Here is an 18,319-nt window from a genome sequence, read left to right as displayed (position 1 = left end):
ATGAAAATTGGTATTGTTGGCGCAGGAAACATGGGGAATTTACATGCATCTCTTTTGAAAACAAGATCGGATGTAGAGTTTATGGGTGTAACAGACATTGATTTCGAAAGATGCAAATCATTTTGTGAAACACATGGTGGAAGGGCATTTCGTTCTGTTGCTGAGATGGTTCAGGCTGGAACAGAAGTTGTGTTTGTAACGATTCCGAATACAAAACATAAAGAAGCGGTTGTTTCGGCATTAAAAGAGGGTGCAACAGTGTTTTGTGAGAAACCTTTTGTTACAAGCTTACAAGATGCGGATGAAATTATGAATGTTTTAGGAGATGACGAGAACCGTTTATATGTCGGGTTTAACCGTCGTTTTGCACCGGTTTACGCTGAAACGAAGCAAATTATTCAAAATGGTTTTAAAGTTTATTCTGGAAATATCATTATGAATGATGGTGATATGACCTCGCCTCCATGGGTAACGAATGTTGAATTAACAGGTGGATTTTTATATGATTCAACGATTCATATGTTTGATATGGTTCGTTATTTAATGGGGGAAATACGTGAAGTACGATGCGTTTCGCAACAATGCTTGTATCCTCTTCATGATAATTTTTCTTGTATGTTTACATCAGAGGAAGGTCAGTCGATTGTTTTAAGTACAAATGGGCATGCGTCGTGGACTTGGCCATCTGAGCGCATTCAATTATGGGGAGACCATGGAACAATTATTACAGAAGAGTTGGATTTAGTGACAGAATGCGGTCCATTAAAACAAGAGCAGCAAACAAAAAATGTTAGAGGAATCGACCGTAATTTAAAATGGGGTTATGTACAAATGCATAAAGACTTTTTAGATTCAGTTAAACATAAAACAACATTTAGTGTATCTGCTAATGATGCGTATCGTTCGGTTCTTATTACAGATGCGTGTTATCGAAGTGCTAGTGAAGGTGGAAAACTTATCTACGTATAATCGGGAGGGGACATCAAATGAATACTTTTTATAATTGTCAATTAGCTATTTCACCAATTAACTGGGCAAATGATGATATGGCGGATTTAGGGGATCACTACTCATTTCAACAAATAGTTGATGAAATGAATGAACTTGGCTTTAGAGGTACGGAGCTTGGTCGTAAGTATCCAAGGGATATTCTCACTTTACAAAAGGAATTAGGACAAAGAAATTTAGCCTTAACTTCAGGATGGTGTGACATTTTATTCTCTGACCCAGATCATTTAGACGAGAGCTTACAAAAATTTAAAGCTCATGTATTATTTTTAAAACGAATGGGTTCAACATTTGTTGTAACAGCTGATGGTGGAGGTTCCATTCACTGGGATCCAAGAGAGGATCGTTCAAATAAAGGGATTAAAAAGTATACTGGACGTGAGTGGGCGTCACTTTGTACGGGTTTAAATATTGCTGGTGAATTTTGCCGTCAACATCGAATGACACTTGTTTACCATATTCATACGGGTACAGGTGTTGAAACATTAGATGAGATCCATACGCTTTGTGCAGGTACTGACCCGGAAGTTGTTTCATTATTATTGGATACAGGTCACCTATATTATTGTGGGGTAGATCCGGTTGCAGTGATTCAAAAGTACGGTGAGCGTGTAAAATATGTTCACTTAAAAGATGTGCGTGAAGATGTATTGAAAAACGTGAAAGATAATGGAATTAATTTTAATGATTCTGTAAGAATGGGTATTTTTACTGTGCCTGGTGATGGTACAATTAATTTTGAAGCAATATTCAAAACACTTGCAGAAGTCGATTATCAAGGATGGTTTGTAATTGAAGCTGAACAGGATTCACTACAAGCAAATCCAATTGAATATGCACAAAAATCAATAAATTATATTGAAACCATTACAAATTTAAAACTTTAGAGTAGATAGATTGGAGTTGTGTCAGTATGTCCGTAACGATTTATGATGTTGCAAAACATGCAGGAGTATCTATTGCTACAGTTTCGAGAGTCATTAATGAACACCCGAGTGTAAAGTCAGAGACGAAGAAAAAGGTATTCGAAGTAATCGACCGTCTGCAATACCAGTATAATGCAGCGGCTGGTGTCCTTGCCTCTGGACGTACAAATACTGTCGCTTTAGTTACACCAAATAATATAAATCCGTTTTATGCAGAAGTTGCAGAAGGGATTTATTATGAAGCATTAAACAAAGGAATTAATATCGTTACGACTAACATGTCATTAAACAAAGACAATGATATTCCTTATTTAAACAAACAAAATGTAGATGGCCTTCTGTTGATGGATATGACTGCCAAACAAGTTGCCAAATTGAATAAACAAGTCGAGAACTTAGTTATTATTGGGAATGACTTACTTGATAGTAAAGCAAACTGTGTCATTACTGATAATTTCGCGGGTATTCAACTGGCAATGCACTATTTATTTGAAAATGGTCATGAAAAAGTTGCCTTAATTTCGGAACCGCCGATTTTTAATGATATTAAGGATCGCGTAAGGGCGTATCAAATCATTATGGAGGAAAAAGGATTTTCCTCTTATAGGGAAGTAATTGGTGCAAAGGGCTGTGAAATTGTAGATGGAGAGCAAATCGGTGAGCGTATTTTAAAAGATGGATTGAATCATACTGCTTATCTTGTAACGAATGATCTCCTTGCAATTGGCGTAAAGAAAGCTTTTGAAGCTGCAGGTAATAAAGTTCCGAGTGATGTGTCAATCGTAGGTTTTGATGGATCGTGGATTACAAATATTGTGTATCCTTCACTGACTACGATTAAACAACCGATGCATGAGTTAGGTAGTACAGCACTGACTTTATTACTAGATTTATTGGATAGCGATCGAACTTCTGCTAGGAAGATCGTTTTAAATCCAACTCTTCAAATAGGCGGTACTGTAAGTAAAATCAATTATAAATAAATAGTTTGGGGCATGATGATAAGTATTTCCTTTATCAACGTGCCCAATTTTTGAACCTTTTTTCAAGAGTTTTACCTATTTTCAGCCTTTTTAAGTCAAAAAATTAGGAGGATGTATGGAATCAATTCGTTTAACGATGGCCCAAGCGTTACTTCGATTTCTAGATAATCAATATATCGAATTTGATGGTGTTGAACATAAATTTGTAAAAGGAATTATGGGAATATTCGGACATGGAAATGTGACCGGTATCGGTGAAGCATTGGAATACGGACCTGAGGAACTATTATTTATTCAAGGTAAAAATGAACAAGGCATGGTTCATGCAGCAACTGCTTATGCAAAGCAAAAAAATCGTTTAGAAATATTTGCTTGTACTACTTCAATTGGTCCAGGTGCGTTAAATATGGTAACAGCAGCTGCGACTGCTACGGTTAATCGAATACCAGTATTACTTTTACCAGGAGATAATTTTGCATGTAGACAGCCAGACCCAGTTCTTCAACAAGTTGAAAACACATCAGATTATACAATTAGCGCGACGGATGCTTTCAAACCAGTTAGTAAATATTGGGATCGAATTGTACGTCCTGAACAGTTGATGACAGCTGCTATTAATGCAATGCGTGTTTTAACTGATCCAGTTGAAACGGGTGCAGTAACCCTTGCTGTACCACAAGATGTTCAATCTGAAGCTTTTGATTATCCGATACAGTTTTTCCAAAAGAGAGTACATCACATTGATCGAAGACCAGCTGTAAAATCGGCTAGTGAACGTGCTATTCAGTTGATTCTACGGAAAAAGAAACCTCTTATCATTGCTGGTGGAGGTGTGCATTACTCATTTACAACCGAAGAACTCGTAAAGTTTGCAGAAGCCTTTCAAATTCCGGTATCTGAAACACAGGCAGGGAAAAGTTCGATTCCATGGGATCATCCTTTAAATGTAGGAGCCATCGGAGTGACAGGCTCTTTAGCAGCAAACAAATTAGCTAAAGAAGCTGATTTAATTATTGCTGTCGGTACTAGATTAGGAGACTTTGCAACTGGCTCAAAAATAGCTTTTCAAAATAGAGAAGTAGAGTTTTTAGGGATTAATATTAGTGCTTTTGATGCTATGAAACTCGATGCGACATTCATCGTTGCAGATGCAAAAGAAGCTTTAAATACTTTATATGAGGGGCTAGTAAGTAATGAATATAGTAGCTCATATCAAAAAAGTGAAATTCAATTACTGAAGGCGGAATGGGATCAGGAAGTTGATAGATTATACAGTGTTGAAATGAAAGAAGGTTTATCTCAAACAAGAGTCATCGGAGAAATAAATCATTTTATAAATGATGAAGATATTATCGTGTGTGCAGCTGGTAGCTTACCTGGTGATTTACATCGTTTATGGAGAAGTAAAAATCCGAAAACATATCATATGGAATATGGTTTTTCCTGTATGGGTTATGAAGTTTCAGGCGCATTTGGTGCAAAAATGGCAGAACCAAATCGCGAAGTTTACGCATTTGTTGGTGATGGAAGTTATTTAATGCTTCACTCAGAATTAATAACTAGTTTACAGGAAGACTATAAAATTACTGTTCTATTATTTGATAATCATGGTTTCCAATGTATTCATAACTTGCAAAGAGGACATGGGAGTGAAGGGTTTGGAAATGAATTTAAATATCGTTCAAATGAAAAAAGACGCTTAAGTGGAGAATATATGAATTTTGATTTTGCTAGTCATGCTAGAAGCTTAGGTGCAAATGCATATAAAGTGACATCAATTGATGAGTTACGTGAAGCTTTAGAAAAAGCAAAGCAAGAAACTACTTCAACTCTCATCGAAATAAAAGTTTTGCCAGGCACAAACACTGACGGATATGAATCATGGTGGAGAGTAGGAGTTTCAGAAGTTTCGAATAGCTCAAAAGTTGTAAAAGCTCATCAAAAAATGAAAACAAATATTCAACTGACAAAGCCTTATTAATGATGGGAGAGAGTAGAGTGTCAAAACTAATTGTTCATAGCTTGAGTGAGCCAAAAGCGGATGGAAATGTCATTAAAATAACACCTGAATCGGCAAATTGGGAATATGTCGGATTTGAAGCTTATGTTCTAAAAAAAGGGCAATCATTAAAAAATAATACAAATAATCAAGAAGTTTGCTTAGTTTTATTAAGTGGAAAAGCAAATGTTTTTACGAAAAATGAAACGTGGGAAAACATTGGAAAGAGGATGAATATTTTCGAGAAAATTCCTCCTTATTCAGTTTATATTTCATCAAATGATTTTTATGCAGTAGAAGCGATTACCGACATTGAAATTGCTGTCTGTTCAGCTCCAAGTAATGGCAATTATCCTGCTCGCCTTATTACACCTGAAGATGTCGGAGTGGAAATAAGGGGTGTTGGAAATATTCAACGTCAGGTGCATAATATTTTACCAGAAAATGAGCCAGCAGATCGTTTACTAGTTGTCGAGGTTTACACACCAGAAGGAAATTCATCAAGTTATCCACCACATAAGCATGATCAAAATAATTTACCACATGAATCGATATTAGAAGAAACGTACTATCATCGAGTGAATCCATCTCAAGGCATGGCTATTCAAAGAGTCTATACAGACGATTTATCAATTGACGAAACAATGACGATCAAAAATGGAGATGCTGTTCTTGTTCCAAAAGGCTATCATCCAGTTTCAGCACTTCCAGGTTACGAGCTTTATTATTTAAACGTCATGGCAGGGCCAAATCGTACATGGAAGTTCCAAAATGATCCAAACCATGAATGGATCTTAAATCACAAACTAGCTTTGAAATCATAGAAGGTAGGAGAAAAGATGAATCATTTAACGTTTCGTAATCAATCATCAATCGATTTTATTGCTCTCGGTAGATTATGTATTGATCTGAATGCCAATGAAATCAATCGGCCAATGGAAGAGACGATTACATTTACAAAATATGTAGGAGGATCGCCTGCAAATATTGCGATTGGACTGTCTAGATTAGGCAAAAAAACTGGTTTCATCGGTCGTGTCGGAGATGATCAAATGGGAAGTTTTATTCTCAATTATTTGAATAAAAATCAAATCGATACTTCAAATGTTTTAATTGATCAATCGGGTTCAAAAACTGGATTAGCATTTACTGAAATTAAAAGTCCCGTAGATTGCAGTATCTTAATGTACAGAGATAATGTAGCCGATTTAAAACTTGAACCAAGGGATATAAAAGAGGACTATATCAAAAGAGCAAAAGCACTGTTGATCTCAGGAACGGCTTTAGCACAAAGTCCTTCACGAGAAGCTGTTTTCTTAGCAGTTGAGTATGCAAGAAAGCATGATGTTTGTGTTTTTTTTGATATTGATTATCGACCATACTCTTGGAATTCAGTTGAAGAGACTGCGATCTATTATAATTTAATTGCTCAAAAATGTGATGTCATTATTGGAACACGAGAAGAATTCGATATGATGGAATGCTTCGAAAATAATCCTCTTCATAATGATGAAATTACTGCGAAAAAATGGTTTAGTTATCATGCAAAAATAGTTGTCATTAAACATGGAAAAGATGGTTCGATCGCGTATACTTCACATGGAGAAAAGGTTAAAGGGAGAACTTTCCCTGCAAAGGTAATAAAGACTTTTGGAGCAGGTGACTCATATGCTGCCGGCTTCATCTATGGTTTAATGGAAGGCTGGGATCTCTTGGAATCTATGAACTTTGGAGCATCTGCAGCTTCTATCGTCATTTCAAGTCATAGCTGTTCAGATGCAATGCCAACAGTAAATCAAATTAACGAATACATTCAAAAATGTCAGAATGGCGAGATTGTAACATCCTAAAAATTATAGGTGATGAAGGGAGCTATTAAAATGAATACCGTAACAAGTGTAAAAACAATTAAAAACTTTATTGGTGGGCAATGGGTAGATTCAAAATCAACATCAAGTGAACCGGTTTATAATCCTGCAACAAATGAAATAATCGCAAATGTGCCACTATCAACTCGTGCTGAGCTTGATCATGCTGTTGAAGTTGCCAAAGAGGCTTTTCAAACTTGGGGGAAAACGCCAGTTCCTAAAAGAGCACGTATTTTATTTAAATATCAGCAATTACTTGTAGATTATTGGGATGAATTAGCTCGATTGATAACGTTAGAAAACGGAAAAAGCTTTGGAGAAGCACATGGGGAAGTACAAAGGGGGATTGAATGCGTCGAATTTGCAGCAGGGGCACCAAGTTTAATGATGGGGAAACAATTACCAGATATAGCAACGAATATTGAATCAGGAATGTATCGATATCCTATTGGGGTAATCGGTGGAATCACACCTTTCAATTTTCCGATGATGGTACCATGTTGGATGTTTCCTTTAGCGATTGCATGTGGAAATACATTCGTATTAAAGCCTTCAGAACGTACGCCATTACTTGCAAATCGTCTTGCTGAACTATTTAAAGAAGCGGGTTTACCAGCTGGAGTTTTAAATATTGTTCATGGAGCACATGACGTTGTAAACGGACTACTAGAGCACCAAGATGTAAAAGCTATTTCTTTTGTAGGATCTCAACCGGTTGCTGAATACGTATATAAAACAGCAGCATCAAATGGTAAAAGAGTCCAAGCTTTAGCTGGTGCTAAAAACCATTCAATCGTAATGGAGGATGCGAATTTAGAATTAGCTGTAAAAGAAATTACTAGTGCAGCATTTGGTTCTGCTGGGGAAAGATGTATGGCAGCATCAGTTGTCGTGGCAGTTGGTGATGTAATCGATCCCTTATTAGATAGACTTCATAAAACTGCGAACGAAATAAAAATTGGCAATGGAATGGATGAAGGAGTATTTCTTGGTCCTGTTATTCGAGAAGGACATAAAGCTAGAACAATTCATTATATTGAAACAGGTGAAAACGAAGGAGCTCATTTAGTTAGAGATGGAAGAAAAGATGAAGCTACTACAGAAGAAGGTTATTTTATTGGACCAACAATATTTGATCGAGTAACAACAGATATGAAGATTTGGAAAGAAGAAATTTTTGCACCAGTACTTTCAATTGTTAGAGTAAATTCTTTAGAAGAAGCAATCGACTTAACAAACAAATCCGAATTCGCAAATGGTGCATGTCTATTTACACAAAATGGAAGCCATGTTCGCCTATTCCGTGAAACAATTGATGCTGGTATGTTAGGTGTCAATTTAGGAGTACCAGCTCCAATGGCATTCTTCCCATTTTCAGGATATAAAAACTCGTTTTATGGGGATTTACACGCTAATGGATCAGATGGTGTTGAATTTTATACTAGAAAGAAAATGCTGACTGCTCGTTGGTAGAATGATTGCATTTTATCCAATTTTTAATAGAAAAGCCCCCTTTGTATGTAAAGGTTACTAGGGGGCCTTTTTAAATTTTCACATTAGGAATAGGTAGAATTTGTTTGTAATTATAGAGACTTTTGGATTTCAGCTAATCGATTTTCAATTTCTTTTAAAGCTTCATTATATTTTTCTTTTCCTGCTATTTTTTTTATTATTTTTTTGTTGCTTTTAGAAACAATAAAATTATCAATTTCTATAACTTTATCTCTATTTATAATATTACCATTGTCATCTATTGAAATAGATACATGATAGTCAGAATCATTTTTAAAACCAGGATTGAGATTTAAAGGAACAAAAGACGAGGCTACACCATTTTCCTGTTTAACATATATAATATAATAATTGTTTTTGTCGGGAAAAGGACTTGTATTTCCAGTACTATTTGGTTGAGTAACTAGGTTATTTATCGGTTCGCTTGCTTCTTCTTTATTATTCAAAGATATGTAATTTCCATAAATTCCAAAAGAAAAAATTAGAAAAATAATTAAAAAGCTGACTGTTATCTTAGATTTATTCAAGATTTAAACCTCTCTTTCATTGTTACTTTGCTATAAAAACCTGTTTGATAGTTTGATATTCTTTAATAATCAAAATAATACTTATAAGTAAAATATCAAACAATGCAAGCCCAAACGTTATTTTTAATAGTAGATTACTACTACTTATATAAAAGGAAACCATAAATGTTAAATTCCAAAATACTAATATTACAAGATAAACTAGACTATGTTTTTCGAAAAACATATATCCAAAAATCCATTGTAGTGCTAGTAATTGTTTGTTCATTTCTAAATAATACATTGAGGAAAAGAATAGTAAGACAGTTGCCAAAAGTAAATATAGGGTGCAATAAATTGTAGATAATTGAAGTGAATTTCTGTCATTTTCAATCTTTAACTCCACACTGGAATAAGCAATAGAATTAGGTTGCCAAATATCATGTAAATCATATTTCTTTAATGTGTTTTGTGTCATTTCGAAAGGGGTATTATATCTACTATTTTTAGTATAGAAACCATACCCCATAGAAATATGATTAGCAAGAATTCGTGGATCAAACTGGTCGTTAACTAAAATTGCGATTGGATCTGTAATTTGATGTCCATTCTTCACAGCCATATTTGTTGAATACGTAAAGTAAGTTTGTTTATTTTTAACATAAAGTATATTTACATTAACTGGTTTAAGATCTTTTAAATTGTAAATTCCTATGTAGTCTTTTCCAATCGTTCTTTTAATACTATTTTCATACTTTTTATACTTTATTGGTACAATAGCAGTTATTTGATTTTTACTATTATTTTCTGGAATTTGTAAACGTTTGTTGTTAGTATCAACAATTTTATTAATGGCTAGGTAATTTTTATTAATTTCAACTTTTTTTCCATCCATCCCCCAAGGGTCTGGGTTTTGTGGGAAATTTGAGGTTTTATTCAGATAGTATGGTGATGGAGAAATATAGAAAGCTCCCTGTGACTCCAGCTCTTTATATAGAAACTGAAATTGTTTTTTCTTTTTTTCATTTTCTAGTAAACTCATAGTTTCTGAAATATTTGTTGCTACTACTCCTAAATAAGAGTAATCTTTCAATAGTGACCATTTTTCATGTTTATCTACTGTGCTTTTTAATCCAAGATAAGTACTTATTCCTTGTTGTAAACCTAAAATAAGAAAAATAGCTAATATAAAACGAACAACTATATTTAAATAAATTAATGATTCAATAGGTTTTTTATTTTTAATCATTTGAGATATATTTATATTCTTAGTCCCTATCCATGTAATTAAATAAATAAATATAAATATTAAAATTAAAGGGATTATATTAGTTACCCAAAAATATAAAAAAGGTAATAATTGTTGGAACTGATTGTAAAGGTATAAATATAATATTAATCCAAAGAATCCTATAGCTAATGCCCCAAATAAAACTTTAATATACTTTTTTATTAAATATGATCCAATATGCCAAAAGTTAAAACCTAATAACTTCCTTACTGCAATGTCTTTATAGTTATTAACTACATCATATTGTATGGCAAGAGCAATTAGGAAACATAATATTAACAAAGCTTTATAAAGCATTTCTTGGTAAGGGTATTTAGTAATCAAACTCTGAGCCTGATCTTTTGAAATATTAACAATAAACCCATTCTCTTCTGCCTTACTTTTAAACCTTTCTGCCTTATCTATACCATATAATGTATAGGTTCCTTTAATATCCTTTGTTTTTTCAGCAGCAATCATTGGACGAATTTCTATTGGATCAAAACTATGAAATATTTCTAATTGTCCTACTTGATGAGTGTCATTGGTATGTACAGTTGAGAGAAAATCGTTATAATCACTACTTTTTTCTAAAAATATTCCGGATTTTAATTTTAGTTTTTCGAAATATTTGTTTGCCTTATAAAGAACTACATAATATACTACTTTATTTTCATTGTTTCTATCTTTTTCATATGATACGCGTTGTAAATTAACTTCTGCTTTTAAAGTAACAGCATTTAATAATTGAAAGTTTTCTAACTTATTTTTTTGAGGATTTCCTGCCTCTATATGGACATTCCATTTCTCATTATTATCATTATTATTAAAAGATTGAAATTGAATATATTCAAATTGTTTTACAGATAAAAAACTTACAATTAGTAAGGTGATTGTTAGAAGAATAAATATTAGCTTTTTCATAACAACCACTCCTTATAATTGTATAGTTCTTGAAAAAAACTTGGTTAATTCTTTATCGTGAGTCACCATGATTATCGTTTTTCCTTGTTTATGCAATTTCTGAAACAATGACACAATAATATCCCGGTTCTCATTATCTAATGATCCTGTTGGTTCATCAGCTAAAATCAAGTTGGGTTCTTTTAGTAGTAATCTTGCAATTGCTATGCGTTGCTGTTCTCCACCACTCAAGGTATGTACCTTTTTCTTACCATAATTATCAAGTCCTACTTCTTTTAAAACAAAAGATATAGCACCTTTTTTTTGTGAATTTTTCAATTTTTTATGTTTAAGAGCAATTTTTAAATTTTCATTTACTGATGCATTATCTATTAATGCATAGTTTTGAAAGATAAAACCTAATTCTTTTCTTAATAGAAGTTTTTTTATTTTTTTATCACGTATTTCTTTACCCTTTATTTTGACAATGCCTGAATCAGGTTCCTCTAACATGCCAATTATATTTAAGAGAGTAGTTTTTCCTTTTCCGCTTTTTCCAACAATACCGATAAATTCCCCAGATTTTACTTTTAAGGTAAAATCTTTAAATATGATCTTCTGGTTAAAGGATTTACTAATATTTATTATTTCAATCATAAGTTTAGCTCCTTTTAATAAGTAAAAAGGGATTTATTAATTCAATAAATCCCCTTTTAAACTATTATTTAATAATAAATTTATTATAAGTAGTAGCATATGGTCCGTTAAAATCTAAATAAAAATAAGACCATTTCCCAGGGGTTGCAGTTGGACCAAACCAAGTACTACCATTTTTCGTAATCGTACCATAATGCTTGTAATTACTATGATAGTAATGGTTAAACCACTGCATAGTTGATTTATTATATCCATAATCCCATGATTCTGCAGCCTTTGCTACTATTGGTAGAATAGAGCCGCATGTAAATAATGCTAATAATGACGCTGTAAGTACTTTCTTTCTCATTCCTTTCAACTCCTTTCTATTTTTTTTCTGGAAAATATATAAATATAGTGATATTACACTAGATTTAAAGTGGGAAACTAAAAAAAATCTACGAATTTAGAGAAATTTAAATATTTGGAAAACTATTCTATGAAGAAGGTATATATGTAATGAAAATTAAAGAGAAAGTAGTGATGTTATTTCTTAGTTTTACAGCTATATATTAAGAATAAATTTTACTAGTATTATTCATTGTTAATATATTCACAAACTAATCAATGAAAATATGATGACATGGATTGTGAAATAGATTATCTATAGAAAGAAGATATTTCATTTTAGTATCTTATATTCTTGGATAGATGAGCAGTTTCTAATGGAGTTTAAAATTTTTGAATAGATTAAACCTAAGTGGTATTTGCAAATGGTTAAGAAGTACAATAGGAGCAATTAAAAAAATTTTTAATTTACTTAAATGAATTTTAAAGTATCTTAAATTTATATCAGAAAATTTATTTAAAGTATATCACGGGGAAAAAAAGATATTAAAGAAATTTGTTACAATTTGTGGAACATTAAATAGAAAAAAGGTACCCTTTATAGAGCACCCTTCCAATTAACTCACTTCTTACAATCATAAGCAACCAAAGTAATATCCAATTCCTCTTCCAAATTCTCAATCTTACTCTTCGCATCATTAGTTAAATCTGCAATAATGAAGTCACTGTTATTTAAATCCTTATTATCATTACTCATTTCAAAAATCCCCTTTACCAAAATTTTACCTTTTCATTATTCCCTGTGGTAAGGAAACTATCCTAGCTAATAATTGAACTATTAAATAAAATTTTATTTCGTAAAAAAGCAATAAGACGGATAACTTACTTTAGTAATTCATATTTGTTAAACTATTTATATTATTTAAACAATTTAGTGGGAATAATAGGTTTACAGAAGGGGTTGGATGTATGGATAAGGATACGGATACGGTATTTGCAATTGGAGATATACACGGCAGTATAAATGAATTAGAAAAATTACTTAAACAATGGAATCCAGATCATGAAAGGCTAGTGTTACTAGGAGATTTAGTAGATCGTGGTGAGAATCCATACGAGGTTTTGATAAGAGCGCAACAATTAGAAAAAGAATTCGGAGCGGTTGTTATACTAGGAAATCATGAGCAAATGTTATTGGACTGGCTTGAGCAACCTGAGTTTAAACAAGCGTATTATTACGGACAGGGTGGTTTAGAAACCATTAATTCATTTTTTAAATTTGAAATTACAAATAAAAGAGGTCCCAATGAAGTAGCGCAATTAATGAAAGAGCAATTTGAATCTGAACTACAATTTATTAAATCTAGACCATTGTATTTTGAATGGGAAGATTATGTATTCGTTCATGCTGGAGTCGACCTTAATCTTGAAGATTGGAAAGAAACGACTGACAAGGAATTTTACTGGATTCGCGATGCGTTCCACTACGGTAAAAATGAAACAAATAAAACATTTATTTTCGGTCATACCCCAACATCAATCCTTCACAAAACTGAAGGGAAATTCGATATTTGGTATTCACCTTGTAAAACGAAGATCTGTATTGATGGGGCAGCTGCATATGGTGGGATATTACATGGGATTAAGGTAAATAAAGATGGAATCATCTCAACTCATTCGATTTCTTCTAAAACAAAGTCTACAAAGTATGAAATATAATTTTTTTAAAACTTGAGAACTACAGTAATTATGTTTAGTAGAAAAGGAACATATAATTATCATTTGGTTGATGCTATCTATTGAATATTTCTTCCTGATTCTTGATTATCAATGTAATAGCCTGGTCAAATTAGTTGAAGTAAATGGAGTTGCCAAATTAACAAAATAGCTACTATTATATGTTTTTGGACTATTATGATAAAATTAATCGAGTTCAAGTTCATTTTGAGGTAAATGATCATTTGAATAGGAAGAAGAGCTATCTAATATGAGCTCTGACCTTTAATATTTCAGAGGTTGACTTTCCGACTACAAGAGAAGCCACCATTGGCTAAGGAGGAATTGATAATGACGAAACTAGACCTACTGAAAGATTTTATTCTTAACAAAGAATTAGACATCAAAGTATCTAAACCTACAGAGAATTATACAAATTTTTCATATAATGGATTTGATGCGGGTACAGTCAATAATACTGGCACATACAGAATTTCTGTAGCTCGTGGAACAAGGGTAGAACGTCTATTCCGTAAACGTAAATACAAAATGAAGGTTTCTAAAGAAAATAACAACAATCTAGTCGCAATCTTTGAACTAGATAGTACTGAAGATTTTGTACAAGTTAAAACGCTACTTCTAAATATGGATAAATTAGCTAGCAACGGACTTCGTGAAGAATTGAGCCGTACAGTAAATTAAAAGATAAAGCTAACTGTGAACGTTGGTTAAATAATATAATCGAACCCACCAATAGATGGTGGGTTTGTTTCATCTGTTCACATTAATTGCAGTATTAAAGATGATTATTATGGGATGTCGATCGTCTCAAATGCGCTTTTATTATTATTTCCATCAGTTGTATAAATCCGAATGGTTTTCCCCTTGATTTCCGATTAATCAAACGGCATTTCTTCTGATTGATCCTCTGATACAACTCCATTCTGATCTGATCTTTTAACAGCCATGTATGAGTCATCAATTGCTTCGAAATGAATTTGTGTAACGCTCGGATCGCCTAATCGAGCATACTGAATGCTAGCCGATTCATTATTTATTGTATATGATACTTCCTTGACTCCTTTTGGTTTGCTTGTAATGTTTGTCGTCCGAAAAAGCAATCGTTTTTGAATCTATGGTTTCATTAAGACTTGATGTAATCCGAACCTCTGCGATATACGCTTTATTTGGCGATAACCTGTCGTAGGTAGAAAGAAAGAATGAATCATTTTTACTATGAACAAAGAATATAAACTTTCTTTGTTCATAGATTTCCATCCTTTTTGTTATCTACTAAAATGTCAGTATAGTTCAATAAGAAGTATGAAGTAATAGGATATTTTTGGTAAAATATTTAAAAACGTTTTTTATTAGCGAGGGGAAAGAAATGTTAATACATAAGGTCGACGAAGATGTGTCGTTAAGAATGTTGAATATTAATGATGCTGAAGAATTTTATAATTTAACGATCAGTTCAAAGGCTTACTTAAAAGAATGGCTTGGTTGGTTAGATTTCATTGAAAGTGTAGAAGATACTGCTCAAAATATTAATGCAAGGTTGAAATCATTTGCTGAAAATGGTGGAATACCTAGGTCATTCGCTATTATTTATAAAGGGAAAATTGCAGGTACAATTGGTTTTAACGACATTAATAAGTTAAATAAAATTGGAACAATTGGCTATTGGTTAGGGGAGCACTTCCAAGGTAAAGGAATTATGTCAAAAGCATTTAAATCTTTAATTGATTATGGATTTAAAAATCTTGGACTGAATAAAATTGAAGTTAGTGTCGCTGTTGAAAATAACAAAAGTAGAGTACTTCCTGAAAGATTTGGATTCGTTGAAGAAGGTAAAATCAGGCAAGCAGAGTGGTTGTATGACCATTATGTAGACCATATTATTTACGGTCTATTAGTAAACGAGTGGTATTAAATTATTCAACTAAAGCAGTACATTAGCTAAACAAAAAATAAGAGGATAATCATTATTCGATCATTCTCTATTTCAATTTATGGTTGATTAGTTGAACAAAGGATTTATTATTTCTGGTAAAATAAGGATAATTAATGATGTATTCAAGTAGGAGACGAACTATGAAAGATAATGAAATATATGTTTATCACATTGTTACTAGAAAAAAAATGATCCTTGGGCAGATAATTGAATTCAACAGTGAACAGAAAAATACCTTATATAGCTTCTTTTTTGAAATGGAGCAATTAAATACTAAAGGTGAAGATTTCATACAGATTTTTTACAGACATTTTACTGAAACAGGTTTGAAACTGGATGCAGAAAACGCTGAAGTTGCTAAGAAGTATGTAGGTCAAACAACTAGGGCAATTAGAGAAGTAATTTTAGAAATGGTTAGACTACAAGAATATCCAGAATATCCGTCTAGACTGTCTTGCTTATACGCTGCCAAAAATTACGAAGATGCTTTGAAATGGAAGGGAATATTTGATTCGTTCAATAGAAAAGTTTTACAAATCGTTAAACTAAGCGTTAATGGGAGTTCCTTTGAAGGGGATGGAAATCTTTTACCAAAGGAAGATGGTGTACCATTTGCTCGGAAAATTGAACAAGCTAGAGAATATTGGAAGGGGAATGTTACTAATGACCTTCCTGAGCTATTAATTAATGGGAAAATTAAAGTAGTAGAAATAATTGATGATTTCGAAGTTTAATTGTTCTACTTTAATATAGATTTCTTATTCAACTAAATCAGGGAGTAAGTTGACGACCATATTATTAATAAATAAAATTAGTTACTTAAGAGTGCAAGTATGTTTTTATAATTAATAATTTAGTTAAAGAATGTAAAAGTAATTATTATAATAATAAGCTTGGCTTTACTATTAAGATATTAGGTGATGTTTTTTTGCTCAAATCTTTCTTTCTATATAAAAATATTAGCGATAATTTTGTTGATGCTGACTTCGGTAATAGAATTATAAAACTAAATTTCCTTACGTAACTAGCACATACTTAGAAGACCGATCAAGAAAGGCAGCCAATGGCTGCCTTTTAATTTTAGTATTTGGTAGGGTAGTTCAAGAAGAAAATTTATTTTTACTCTTACTCTAAAAAATTAAGTAACCGTATCATTTAATTAGGATTAATCATTTTAGAGCTCTAATTGTTCTGCTCCTAAATCCCTTGAACCTAATATTAGAATAATACCATTTTTTCTTAAGCAACTAATCGCCATTTAATTGAATAAGAAAAAAGTTACCGAAGCAGCTTTAGGTAATTCAACTATTGAATGCCTTAATTGAATAAGAGTTTTATATCCACTTTGCAAACCAAGCAACATAATATGCAGCAGGAATAAATAAAAGTTGAGACAAGATTGTACCAAAAAATTTAGAACTAATCATTGTTATCGAATAACTTTTTAAGTAAACATAATCACTTTGTTTTTTCATTACTCGATCTGCTAAAACAGAAGCTTTAGGGTCAATAAATAATGTTAGTAAAATTGTAGATATACCATTAACAATTCCAGATGACATTAATGCCGCTTGAGCAAATTCTTTCGGTACTATCAATGATGCATAGATTGATGAAAGAACCGATATTGTGTATACAGATGTAATAATAACATTTACAACAAAAAGCCGTTTTGGAATCGTTTTGAATGTAATTCCTTTTAGATACGATAAACTTGGAACTCTAAAACACTTAACAATATTTTTAAACCCTTTACGATTAAACTGACTAATAAACAACGCAATTATAGAACCACGTTGATTAGATAATTGGATGATAGCTCTTGAAAATATATTTACAAAAGTAGGAAATAGAAGTATTCCAAAAAGTACTCCAATTGTCGTTACTCCAATTAAAATCCTATATTGTTCCTCTATGAATAGTAGTTTGTTTCCATCCGGCGCTTGGGCAATGAGCTTAGCAGTTAGTGGTTGTTGAATCATTGTAGAAAACCTTGAAACGATTACCAGTGTACTAAATAATGATAAAGCGGTTGCAATTAGTTTCACTCTTGCACCCGAAATTCTGGTAGAATAAGCCAAAGTTTCAATCATTGTCACTATAAATATAAATACAGATATAATGACTACTTTTCCTGTAATAAATTCCATAATTAGCTCCTTAATCTTTCATAAAGTTGAATATCACCATATGAATTAGAGATATAAAATTATGTATTCTCTCTTTTAGTTAATTAATAGAATGTTTTCACCAAGAAGCTTTAACTGTAGTAACACGTATATTTGATTTTACCTTATTTTCCCATTTAACTCATTATTATTTATTGTTTCTTATGCAACTAAATTGCCACTTACTTAAAATAAAAAAAGCCACATACAAGCAGCTCTTGTTATTCAACTAAAGGATTGCATTAGTTGAATAGTTTCTTATTATTTTTTCTATTTACAACATAATCCCAAATGGAATAGACAGCACTTTGTGCAAATAGCAAGAAAAGTATCCAAACACTAATATTTTGCAATTCCGAATTTGTAACTATGATAACAATAGGAACAAAGATTAAGCTAATAACTAAAAATTTTATCATTTTATCCCCTCTGACCATTTTTTTTAATTCCAATATTTTACAACTAAATTAACTAATAATATAAATTCTATATTAAAGATAATAGTCCTTTAATGCTTTTAAT

General features: G+C 32.1%; 18 protein-coding genes. 11 read left to right on the top strand and 7 right to left on the bottom strand.

Annotated elements, in window-relative coordinates:
- From AB1282_RS23605 to AB1282_RS23575, 7 genes are all read left to right on the top strand, one after another.
- A complete protein-coding gene (locus AB1282_RS23605; RefSeq protein ID WP_429900658.1) occupies positions 1 to 969 on the top strand; it encodes a Gfo/Idh/MocA family protein in 969 nt (322 codons plus the stop codon).
- A gap of 17 nt (positions 970 to 986) precedes the next feature.
- A complete protein-coding gene (iolE, locus tag AB1282_RS23600) occupies positions 987 to 1,895 on the top strand; it encodes a myo-inosose-2 dehydratase (RefSeq protein ID WP_429900656.1) in 909 nt (302 codons plus the stop codon).
- A gap of 26 nt (positions 1,896 to 1,921) precedes the next feature.
- Entirely contained in the window at positions 1,922 to 2,917 is a 996-nt protein-coding gene (locus AB1282_RS23595; RefSeq protein ID WP_429900654.1) for a LacI family DNA-binding transcriptional regulator, read from the top strand.
- A gap of 115 nt (positions 2,918 to 3,032) precedes the next feature.
- On the top strand, positions 3,033 to 4,898 hold the full coding sequence (gene iolD, locus AB1282_RS23590; RefSeq protein WP_429900652.1) for a 3D-(3,5/4)-trihydroxycyclohexane-1,2-dione acylhydrolase (decyclizing): 1,866 nt from the start codon (positions 3,033 to 3,035) through the stop codon (positions 4,896 to 4,898).
- Between the two features lie 17 nt (positions 4,899 to 4,915).
- Positions 4,916 to 5,740, top strand: a complete 825-nt coding sequence (gene iolB, locus AB1282_RS23585; protein ID WP_429900650.1) for a 5-deoxy-glucuronate isomerase — start codon at positions 4,916 to 4,918, stop codon at positions 5,738 to 5,740.
- A 15-nt stretch (positions 5,741 to 5,755) separates the two neighbouring features.
- Entirely contained in the window at positions 5,756 to 6,766 is a 1,011-nt protein-coding gene (gene iolC, locus AB1282_RS23580; protein ID WP_429900648.1) for a 5-dehydro-2-deoxygluconokinase, read from the top strand.
- A gap of 30 nt (positions 6,767 to 6,796) precedes the next feature.
- Positions 6,797 to 8,257: a CoA-acylating methylmalonate-semialdehyde dehydrogenase gene (locus tag AB1282_RS23575; protein ID WP_429900646.1), complete on the top strand. Its 1,461-nt coding sequence runs from the start codon at positions 6,797 to 6,799 to the stop codon at positions 8,255 to 8,257.
- Positions 8,258 to 8,367: 110 nt separating this feature from the next.
- Here AB1282_RS23575 and AB1282_RS23570 read toward each other — a convergent pair whose 3' ends face one another.
- The 5 genes from AB1282_RS23570 to AB1282_RS23550 all read right to left on the bottom strand — a co-directional run bounded on the left by AB1282_RS23570 (position 8,368) and on the right by AB1282_RS23550 (position 12,716).
- Positions 8,368 to 8,823, bottom strand: a complete 456-nt coding sequence (locus AB1282_RS23570) for a hypothetical protein (RefSeq protein WP_429900645.1) — start codon at positions 8,821 to 8,823, stop codon at positions 8,368 to 8,370.
- A gap of 22 nt (positions 8,824 to 8,845) precedes the next feature.
- Complete coding sequence (locus AB1282_RS23565; RefSeq protein ID WP_429900643.1) at positions 8,846 to 10,996, bottom strand: FtsX-like permease family protein; 2,151 nt, start codon at positions 10,994 to 10,996, stop codon at positions 8,846 to 8,848.
- A 12-nt stretch (positions 10,997 to 11,008) separates the two neighbouring features.
- A complete protein-coding gene (locus AB1282_RS23560) occupies positions 11,009 to 11,632 on the bottom strand; it encodes a putative bacteriocin export ABC transporter (protein WP_429900641.1) in 624 nt (207 codons plus the stop codon).
- A gap of 64 nt (positions 11,633 to 11,696) precedes the next feature.
- Positions 11,697 to 11,981, bottom strand: coding sequence for a hypothetical protein (locus AB1282_RS23555; protein ID WP_429900639.1), 285 nt, complete (start codon positions 11,979 to 11,981; stop codon positions 11,697 to 11,699).
- 600 nt (positions 11,982 to 12,581) lie between these two features.
- Positions 12,582 to 12,716: a hypothetical protein gene (locus tag AB1282_RS23550; RefSeq protein WP_429900637.1), complete on the bottom strand. Its 135-nt coding sequence runs from the start codon at positions 12,714 to 12,716 to the stop codon at positions 12,582 to 12,584.
- Positions 12,717 to 12,928: 212 nt separating this feature from the next.
- Between AB1282_RS23550 and AB1282_RS23545 the strand changes: the two genes are divergently transcribed.
- Positions 12,929 to 13,678 carry a metallophosphoesterase family protein gene (locus AB1282_RS23545; RefSeq protein ID WP_429900635.1) on the top strand — a complete coding sequence of 250 codons (750 nt, stop codon included), beginning with the start codon at positions 12,929 to 12,931 and terminating at the stop codon, positions 13,676 to 13,678.
- Positions 13,679 to 14,026: 348 nt separating this feature from the next.
- Entirely contained in the window at positions 14,027 to 14,377 is a 351-nt protein-coding gene (locus AB1282_RS23540; protein WP_429900633.1) for a hypothetical protein, read from the top strand.
- 194 nt (positions 14,378 to 14,571) lie between these two features.
- Here the strand turns inward: AB1282_RS23540 and AB1282_RS23535 are convergent, their stop codons facing one another.
- The gene (locus tag AB1282_RS23535) at positions 14,572 to 14,796 is read right to left on the bottom strand and encodes a hypothetical protein (RefSeq protein WP_429900631.1); all 225 of its coding nucleotides are present in this window, start codon (positions 14,794 to 14,796) and stop codon (positions 14,572 to 14,574) included.
- 266 nt (positions 14,797 to 15,062) lie between these two features.
- On the opposite strand from AB1282_RS23535, the gene AB1282_RS23530 reads away from it, so the two are divergent.
- Positions 15,063 to 15,608, top strand: a complete 546-nt coding sequence (locus tag AB1282_RS23530; RefSeq protein ID WP_429900630.1) for a GNAT family N-acetyltransferase — start codon at positions 15,063 to 15,065, stop codon at positions 15,606 to 15,608.
- Positions 15,609 to 15,769: 161 nt separating this feature from the next.
- A complete protein-coding gene (locus AB1282_RS23525; protein ID WP_390312583.1) occupies positions 15,770 to 16,363 on the top strand; it encodes a DUF2441 domain-containing protein in 594 nt (197 codons plus the stop codon).
- A 600-nt stretch (positions 16,364 to 16,963) separates the two neighbouring features.
- Here AB1282_RS23525 and AB1282_RS23520 read toward each other — a convergent pair.
- A complete protein-coding gene (locus tag AB1282_RS23520) occupies positions 16,964 to 17,779 on the bottom strand; it encodes a lipid II flippase Amj family protein (RefSeq protein ID WP_429900629.1) in 816 nt (271 codons plus the stop codon).
- Between the last annotated feature and the right edge of the window lie 540 nt (positions 17,780 to 18,319).

The organism is Gottfriedia sp. S16(2024) (assembly GCF_050473765.1).
Lineage (GTDB): Bacteria > Bacillota > Bacilli > Bacillales > Bacillaceae_G > Gottfriedia.
This window is presented reverse-complemented; position numbering and strand designations above follow the sequence as displayed.